The organism is Mesorhizobium sp. M7A.F.Ca.AU.001.01.1.1 (assembly GCF_004022735.1).
GTDB classification, from domain to species: Bacteria; Pseudomonadota; Alphaproteobacteria; order Rhizobiales; family Rhizobiaceae; genus Mesorhizobium; species Mesorhizobium ciceri.
Window position 1 is genome coordinate 1 of sequence record NZ_RZPF01000233.1, and the last position, 8,455, is coordinate 8,455.

Annotated in this window: 5 protein-coding genes and 1 pseudogene; all 6 read right to left on the minus strand. The window is 59.4% G+C overall.

Annotated elements, in window-relative coordinates:
- Nucleotides 1–1,325, minus strand: a 1,325-nt coding sequence (gene nifN, locus EN884_RS16020) for a nitrogenase iron-molybdenum cofactor biosynthesis protein NifN (protein ID WP_128360623.1), incomplete at its 3' end; no start/stop codon positions are given.
- An 8-nt stretch (nt 1,326–1,333) separates the two neighbouring features.
- Nucleotides 1,334–2,818, minus strand: a complete 1,485-nt coding sequence (gene nifE, locus EN884_RS16025; protein WP_128360624.1) for a nitrogenase iron-molybdenum cofactor biosynthesis protein NifE — start codon at nt 2,816–2,818, stop codon at nt 1,334–1,336.
- Between the two features lie 61 nt (nt 2,819–2,879).
- Nucleotides 2,880–4,421: a nitrogenase molybdenum-iron protein subunit beta gene (gene nifK / locus EN884_RS16030; RefSeq protein WP_024505263.1), complete on the minus strand. Its 1,542-nt coding sequence runs from the start codon at nt 4,419–4,421 to the stop codon at nt 2,880–2,882.
- Between the two features lie 129 nt (nt 4,422–4,550).
- Nucleotides 4,551–6,053 carry a nitrogenase molybdenum-iron protein alpha chain gene (gene nifD, locus EN884_RS16035; RefSeq protein WP_024505262.1) on the minus strand — a complete coding sequence of 501 codons (1,503 nt, stop codon included), beginning with the start codon at nt 6,051–6,053 and terminating at the stop codon, nt 4,551–4,553.
- Nucleotides 6,054–6,140: 87 nt separating this feature from the next.
- Nucleotides 6,141–7,034, minus strand: coding sequence for a nitrogenase iron protein (gene nifH, locus EN884_RS16040; RefSeq protein WP_024505261.1), 894 nt, complete (start codon nt 7,032–7,034; stop codon nt 6,141–6,143).
- Nucleotides 7,035–8,131: 1,097 nt separating this feature from the next.
- Nucleotides 8,132–8,328: pseudogene (locus EN884_RS39560) on the minus strand (7-carboxy-7-deazaguanine synthase QueE); the annotation flags it as partial.
- Between the last annotated feature and the right edge of the window lie 127 nt (nt 8,329–8,455).

Consider the following 8,455-nt stretch of genomic DNA (forward strand, 5'->3'; position numbering starts at 1 on the left):
GGATCAAGCGCCTCAGGAGTGGGCGCGTGTTGGTTGGCCTGGAAGATGCTGGCGACCTCGAAGATCATGTCGCGGGTGCCCTGATAGAGAATTGCGAGCTTGTGCTGGCTGCCTAGTCGATCGAAGACCGGGAACCCGATGCGCATGAGCGGAATTCGGAGCCGCTCCGATGCTTGGCGCCCGTGCGAATGCGTGACAAGCAGGTCAGCACCGACGGCAAGACTTTCCAGATCGCCGAGATCGCCGATCTGAACCGAAACCGCCGGGACTTTCTCGAGAATTTTAGACCTGTCGGTCGTTGTGACGGCCGCGGCTATCTCGGAGCCGAGGCCAGCAAAGAAGGTCGCAAGTTGGAACAGCTGGTCTGGTTCGGCAGCGATGGCAATTTTCTTGCCGCCGAAATGGAAATGTCCGTCGAGCATCGCGTCCTGCAATTGCGCCCGGCGCCGGCGCACGCGGGCCGGTACCGCCGCGCCCGAAATCGCAGACAGCAGCGACACGAAGCGGTCCGTGTCCTGCAGCCCAGTCAGTGACTGGAACAACACGTAAGGCACGCCGGTCAACCCGTGCAGCGCTTTCGCCGGGCGGCGCATGTGCTCACCGATGGCGATGCATTGCATGGCCGTGCCCAACTCGCGAATGTCTTCGACGCTGGTGCCGCCGTATGTGGTCGCTACCCAGCGGTCAGGAACCGTACCGTCGAGCGAGCCTGAAATGTCGGGCAGAATAACCGGCTTGAGCCCAAAGCTTTCAACCATGTCACGCATATGCTCGATGTCGGCGACAGTGAGGTTGCATCCGGGCAGGATCGCGATCTTCTTCGGCTGCCGCGCACGTTCGCCCGAGCCTGTAATCCCTTTGATCATTGCGGTGACTGCCTTGGCCCAGCCCTCTTCGATCGCGCCGTCAAAATCCGGCGTGTTGGCCAGCACGACCTCCGTACCCGCAAGCTCTTGCGTGTGCTTCAGCTTGATGTTCGCAATATCACTCGCGCAATCTTCGCCACGCGTCTCCACCAGCGCGGTCGTGCACACCCCGATCAGCTTTGGCTTCGTGCGGTTCTTGAGGTTGAGGATGGCTTCTTCAAGATGGTCGGCAGCGCCGAGGATGGTCGCCACCTCATCCATCGCTGTTGTCTGCAATGGAATCGTTTCTTTGAAGTGCCGTACGAAGAGCACGAGCGCGAAGCTTGTGCATCCCTGGCTGCCGTGGAACAGCGGCATCGCGCCGTCGACCCCAAGAAAGGCAAAGGCGGCACCCAGCGGCTGCGACGACTTCAGCGGGTTCACCGCCGCGGATTTGGTCTGGGGAAGGATGCGGGCCATCGGTCGCCTCAACACTCGCTGAACTCGTGTGCCGTCGCGCCGGCGAATTCATCGAACAGGTGCCCGGACTCCTTCTTCGTGCATGGCAGTTCGTCTTTTAGATCAGGCTGGCAATCCCACGGGGCCGGCTGGCGCACCTGAGACCAGACCGGATTGTGAATGGCGAGGTCGATCTGGCGTACGAGTTCCACCATGCCGGCATAGCCGGCATAAGGGTGCTGGCGCTCCTGGTTGATATCGAGCCAGGGCGTCTTGGCCTTGAGCGCAATGAATTGCGTGCGACCGCCCGACAGCATGATATCGGCCCTGTGTTCAGAGAGCATGGCGTACAGCTCGCGCGCAGCCATGTATTCGAACATATGCTTGTCGTGCTTGAGAACTTGTTTGATGCGCTCCTTGTCCTGCACCGTAGATTTCTTGACCGAGGTGCCGACGATCTCGATTCCGATCTCCATCAGCGCACGGACAACCGACCAGGACTTCACACCGCCTGTGTTGAGCAGCACGCGCTTGCCTTGGAGCCTTTGCCGGTAGGATTCGAGTTTCTTCCACGCGATCGCCTCCTGCTGCGCGATCAGCGTCTCCGTGCGCTCGAGGATCTCCGGATCGGCGCCCTTCCTCACCAGCAGCCTGACAAGGTTGCGAAGAGCTTGCGATGTGTCGGAGATGCCATAGAAGGAGCCCTCGAAGAACGGGATGTCCCAGCGCTCCTCCATCTTGCGGGCAAGACTGATCAGCGCGGTCGAGCACACGATCATTGCCGCCCGGGCGCGGTGCGCGGAAGCAATGTCGCGGTAACGCGCATCGCCGGGAATGCAGGCGCGCACCCGGATGCCGAGCCGATCGAGGAGCGGCTTTACAAGCCAGAATTCGCCCGAGAGGTTGAATTCGCCAAGGATGTTGATGTCGTAGGGCCCGGGGTCGTCGGGTTCGACCGTGCCGATGACATGATCGAGCAACGCCTCGGCGGCGAGCTTGTTGCCGAGGTTCTTGGAGCCTGCCAGGCCAGGCGCATTGATCGGCACCACGGCCAAACCGAACTTTTCCGTGGCGCGTTTGCACACGGCCTCGATGTCGTCACCGATCAGCGCCGTTACGCAAGTTGAGTAGACGAAGATCGCCGGCGGCGCGTATGTGTGCTTGATCTCGCGGATCGCCTTGAAGAGTTTCCGCTCGCCCTGCCCCATCACCAGGTCGAGTTCGGTGAGGTCGGTCGTGAAGCTTGTCCGCCACAAGGTCGGCCCTGACGAAACCGCACCACGGTTGTCCCTAGAATTGCCCTCGCAGGCGAGCGGCGCATGGACCAGATGCGCAACGTCGGTGATCGGCTGCAGGACGATCTTGGCTCCGTCAAAGGCGCAGCCGCCGGCTGCCGCCCCTGGTGTCAGCGACTTCGAGCAGCCCTCCTTGCGCGCCTTGGCATCTTTGCCACGGTTCTTATCGCAGGCGGGCTCATCGAAGGCGTCCTTGATTTTGGCGCTGAGGGAGGACATCGCTCAGCCTCCCCAGTCCATTGGGCAAGGAATGGCCTCGGCGAAAAGCCGGCCACGGCTCTTAGCGCGTGAGGTCATAGGAATAATCCGTCACACCCGTCTCGCTCGTCTCGCGATCGAGTTTGTCGAAGATCTTGTCGAGGATCGTCGTCAGCACGCGCAACGCGCCCTGGTAGCCAAAGAGCGCAAAGCGGTGATGATGGTGCCGATCGAAGATCGGAAACATCAGCCGGATCAGCGGCGTTCCGGTGTCGCGCTCCAGGTACTTGCCGTAGGAATTGCCGATCAAAAGGTCCACCGGCTCGGTAAAGAGCAGCGAGCGCAGCGCCCACAGGTCCTTGCCCGCCCAAACCTGGGCAGCCTTGCCGAAAGGCGAGGATGCTAGCAGCTTCTTCAAATCGGCTTCCCATGCCGAGGTGCCATTGGTGGCGAGGCAATGGGTTGGCTCGCCGCCGGTCTCCATGACAAAGCGGGCCATTGCGTGAACGAAGTCGGGATCACCGTAGATGGCGTATTTCTTACCATGCAGCCAGGATTGGCTGTCCGCCATGGCGTCTACCAGTCGGCCGCGCTCGAGGCGAATTGCCTCGGGAATCTCCTTGCCGGAAATCGCCGCGACCTCCATCAGGAATTCGTCCGTCGCCTGAACGCCGAGCGGATAGTGGAACGAGGCCGTCGCCTGCCCGACCTCCTCGCAATAGCCCAGTGTCTTTCGGGTGTTGTGATGCTGCAGCGAAAGCGTTGCCTCGGCGTTGAGGGCCTTCTTCACCTCGTTGATCTTCGTGCCCCCGTCATACATGCGGTATTCACCGTCCGAAGGCGTATCGAACTGGTCAGAGGCATCCTGGATCAATGTATAGGACACGCCCATTACATCGAGCAGGCGCTTGAGCTCCCGGTTGTTGCCGACGCAGAAGCCGTCGAAGCCCGGAATGATGTTGATGGTTCCTTCGATTTGCGTACGCTCCTGACCTTTCCAGAAGTGCTCCAAAATGCCTTTGACCATGTTGTCATAGCCGTCGACATGACTGCCAACGAAGGCCGGGGTGTGGGCAAAGGGCACGTCGAAGTCGCGCGGGACTGAATCTTCGTCCTTGGCGTTCTGGATGAAGCTGTGCAGGTCGTCGCCAATGACCTCTGCCATACAGGTCGTCGACACGGCAATCATCTTGGGGTCGTAGAGCTGGTAGGTGTTGGCGAGCCCGTCGACCATGTTCTTCAGGCCGCCAAACACCGCCGCATCCTCGGTCATTGAGGAGGAGACCGCCGCGGCAGGCTCCTTGAAATGGCGCGACAGGTGCGAGCGGTAATAGGCGACGCAACCTTGGCTGCCGTGGACGAAGGACATGGTTCGCTCGAAGCCGGCGGCAGCGAATACCGCACCCAGCGGCTGGCAGGCCTTGGCCGGGTTCACGACAAGCGCTTTGCGGGCGAGGTTCTTTTCGCGGTATTCCCACGTCTGGGTGAAATCGCGCTGATCGGAAACGATTTCATCGGGGTGCGGACATTCGAAGTTTAGCTTCTTCTCAGCGAGCATCTTTCTGTATTCCGGCTCGCGGAACAGGGGAGCGTGATCGAGAATTTTTTCAGCCGACTGCGGCATGATGATTACCTCTTTTGCATCTGGCTGCGCGGGACGGCAGCTCAGGACGTCAAGACGTTCCAGGCTCCGGCGGATCAGAGGCCGCGGGAGTTCACCGTCTCAGTGGGAGACTGGGGCTGAAGCAAATGTTTATTCGGCAGCCATCGCCCGCTCATCGCCCCGGCTTCTTTTCCAAGGCGCGTGGAATAGGTCCCAGACCGGGTTGTTAATGGCGAGATCCACATCACGTGCGAAAATGGCAAAGCCGTCGTAGCCGTGATACGGGCCTGAATAATCCCAGGAATGCATCTGGCGGAACGGTATGCCCATCTTCTGCACCGGGTATTTTTCTTTGATTCCCGAGCCGACCAGATTTGGGCGAATCCCTTCGATGAATTTCTCCAACTCATAGCCGGTCACGTCATCGTAGATCAGCGTGCCGTTCTTCACGTAGTGGCCGGTGCGCTGATAGTCGTCGCTGTGGGCGAATTCATAGCCGGTGCCCACGATGACCATGCCGAGGTCCTCGTAGGCCGTGACGACGTGGCGGGGGCGCAGGCCGCCGACATAGAGCATCACGGTATTTCCTTCCAGGCGCGACAGGTACTTGGCGATGACCGCATCAACAAGCGGCCTGTACTTGGCAATGACCTTTTCGGTCTTCTCCTCGATTTCCGGCCCAAAATGCTTGGCTATGTTGCGCAGAGAGGCTTCGATCTGGGAGGGACCGAAGAAATTGTACTCCATCCAGGCGACGCCATACTTTTCCTCCATATGCCGACAGATGTAATTCATCGACCGGTAGCAGTGGATAAGATTGAGCTTAGCCTTCGGGGCGCGCTCGATCTCTGCGAGTGTGGCGTCACCCGACCAGTTGCCAACCACGCGCAGCCCTATCTCCTCAAGCAGTATGCGCGAGGCCCAGGCATCGCCGCCGATATTGTAGTCGCCGATGACGTTGACGTCGTAGGGGCCGGCCTCGAACTTGACATCCTTTTTGTCGAAGACCCAATCCCGGATTGCATCATTGGCGATGTGGTGGCCAAGCGACTGCGAGACGCCGCGGAAGCCCTCGCAGCGTACCGGCACGATCGTCTTGTCATACTCCTTGGTCTTTTTGCGAGAAACGGCCTCGGTGTCATCGCCAATCAGGCCGATAGGGCATTCGGACTGCACGGTGATGCCGTTGTTGAGCGGAAACAAGACTTCAATCTCGTCAATGATCTGTTCCAGCTTCTTGTCGCCGCCGAAGACGATGTCCTTCTCCTGGAAATCGGAGGTGAACTGCATTGTCCCGAACGTGTCGACGCCCGTTGTACCGACGTAGTAGTTGCGGCGCTGCGACCAAGAATATTGGCCGCAGCCGACCGGGCCGTGCGAGATATGGACCATATCCTTGACTGGCCCCCACACCACGCCTTTCGAACCAGCATATGCACAGCCGCGAATCGTCATCACCCCGGGAATGGACTTGATGTTCGATTTGACGTCGCATTCGGAAAGGACCTCGCTTTCCCCGCCAGCCTCGTTGCCGCTCTTTGCGACGTTGAGGTGCTTCTTGCGGCGCTTCGCCGCCTTGTCGGGATAATGCGACAGCACCTCTTCGATAAGCTTCGCATGAAGAGCACCGTCATTCTCGTATTCCCGGCTCATGAGTCCCCCTTTCAAGGTTGGGTGACGCCTCAAAGAATAGGCGCCGTTCTCTGCAAGGCGCGCCGATTCATGGCAGCGCTAATGTCACTACTGGGCCGCCGCCTTCGCCGCTTCCTTGGAGTGAAGCTCGGCAAGCATCTGCTCGTCGGTCTTCATGATGCCGAAGTCGAGCAGCATCTCCTCCAGCTCCTCCATGGTGATCGGCGTCGGGATCGTACCCTGGCCCGAATTGGCGTGGATCTTCTCGGCCAGAGCGCGGTATTCCCCTGCCTGCTTTGAGTCCGGCGCGTACTGGATCACCGACATCTTCCTGAGTTCGGCATGTTGGACGATGTTGTCGCGGGGCACGAAGTGGATGAGCTTGGAATTCAATCGGCCAGCCAGTGCTTCGGCCAGATCGAGTTCGCGGTCGGTTTGACGTTCATTGCAGATCAGCCCGCCCAGCCGCACACCGCCCGAATGGGCATATTTGAGGATGCCCTTGGCGATGTTGTTGGCGGCATAGAGCGCCATCATCTCGCCGGACATGACGATATAGATCTCCTGGGCCTTGCCTTCGCGGATCGGCATGGCGAAGCCGCCGCATACCACGTCGCCGAGGACGTCATAGGAGACATAATCGACATCGTCATAAGCGCCATTCTCCTCGAGGAAATTGATCGAGGTGATGACGCCGCGGCCGGCGCAACCGACACCCGGCTCGGGGCCGCCGGACTCCACGCACTTGATGCCTCTGTAGCCCACCTTGAGCACGTCCTGGAGTTCGAGGTCTTCCACCGAGCCTTCCTGTGCGGCGAGATCCAGGACGGTATCCTGAGCTTTCGAATTCAGGATCAAGCGTGTGGAATCGGCTTTGGGGTCGCATCCTACGATGAGGATTCTCTGCCCGAGGTCGACAAGGGCAGCGAGCGTATTTTGGGACGTGGTGGACTTGCCGATGCCGCCTTTTCCGTAAAAGGCGATCTGACGCAGACCTGACATAATAGCTTTCCTTCCTTCGTTCTAATTATCGCGACTGCCCGCGACACAAGTGCCGATAGGCAGCTCGTGCCGCCTCACACCAAGCATCGCAAAAAGCGTACCAGCGTGATCGGCCGATCCCAGAAGAAACTTTGTCATTAAATTCCAGCCGCTTAGACGGCGGCAAAACGCGCGAACGGGCCTTTCAGGCGTCTGTCACGGACACGACAAAGCCGACACAGATTGTCGTGCGCCATCCAAACCGCCGTGTGTCGAGCTCGAAGCGGGAGAATGGGGAAGTTAGCCCAAAGCTGATGGCGAGACCATCGGAAGACATCGGCTCTTGTCTTTCCAGCCTGCCATTGATCGGGCGGTCGCTGGATGAGCAGGAGCCTGGGGCTTGACCGCGGCGCGGGTAGTTCAGGCAGGCTTACAGAGCGGGAACGCCGGCGGCCGATAGACATCCGCGCTTAACCTTTCATAGCCCGTCTACAAGTTGGTTCCGCCGACGCGCTATATGGAAGCCAAATAATTCAGTAGCTTAGCCGAGAGCATTGATTTTTTCAGAAAGATACGTGTTATACGCGTATGAACCGCCGAACCCATGGTCGGCGCCCTCATGCGCGTGAGACCCCGTTGTGGGCGAGGCTCGCGACTGGCTGCACGATCCTAGCCGGCCTGCTTGCCATTGAGTTTGGTCCCGCCGCGGTAGGCTGCGGCATCAAGGGCAACATCAGCTACAACACTGGCAAGAAGATTATCACGTTCTTGGACAGGAATCTTACTGGGAGACACGCATCAACCTATTGAAGGGCGAGCGGTGGTTTTGTTCAGAGGAAGCTGCACGAAAGGCGGGCGGGCGGGCTTCGAGAGGTTAGTGTCGCGGCAGCTTGCAGATCTGCCCACGGGGCCGCCACGATCGCAAAGTGTGTACAAAAGCGCCCTCTCTGCCGAACTGAACAGTGCTCACGGCCATAGCCTCGGATGAGCCCGACTGGCTTGACCTCTGCATGATGAGAGCAGCTTTTACACCAGGTGCGCAGCACATGTCTTTAACGAACGCATCGTCTTCAAGAATATAGAGAGCAATTCGGAAAACCGAGTAGTTGGCGGCGAAGCTAGGAGAAGGTATACACTACCCTCTTGTTACCCCAGAGTAGAACGTGCAGCTGCGGCAAGACGCGGGCTTCGAACCACCTGTCGCTGGTCACCTTTTCTACCAGCGGTTCCATGCGCATCATATTCCGTCGGACTCGACAGAGACGTCTTCATTACCACGGCGGGGCGGCGTGTGATTGCCGGGTTGCAGACAAACCTCGCCGCGACGTATTTGGGACGAGTGGTGTCGGCACCGAATCCCTATCATTTAGACTAGCCAGCTTGGGGGGCGCCGTCAGACCGCCAGACCGGAAGAGGAGGCTTCGCGCCAACTTGTGCCAAGA

Coding starts and splice junctions, on each gene's coding strand:
- nifE (WP_128360624.1), bottom strand. CDS start 2,818: ATGTCCTCCCTCAGCGCCAAAATCAAGGACGCCTTCGATGAGCCCGCC.
- nifH (WP_024505261.1), bottom strand. CDS start 7,034: ATGTCAGGTCTGCGTCAGATCGCCTTTTACGGAAAAGGCGGCATCGGC.
- nifD (WP_024505262.1), bottom strand. CDS start 6,053: ATGAGCCGGGAATACGAGAATGACGGTGCTCTTCATGCGAAGCTTATC.
- nifK (WP_024505263.1), bottom strand. CDS start 4,421: ATGCCGCAGTCGGCTGAAAAAATTCTCGATCACGCTCCCCTGTTCCGC.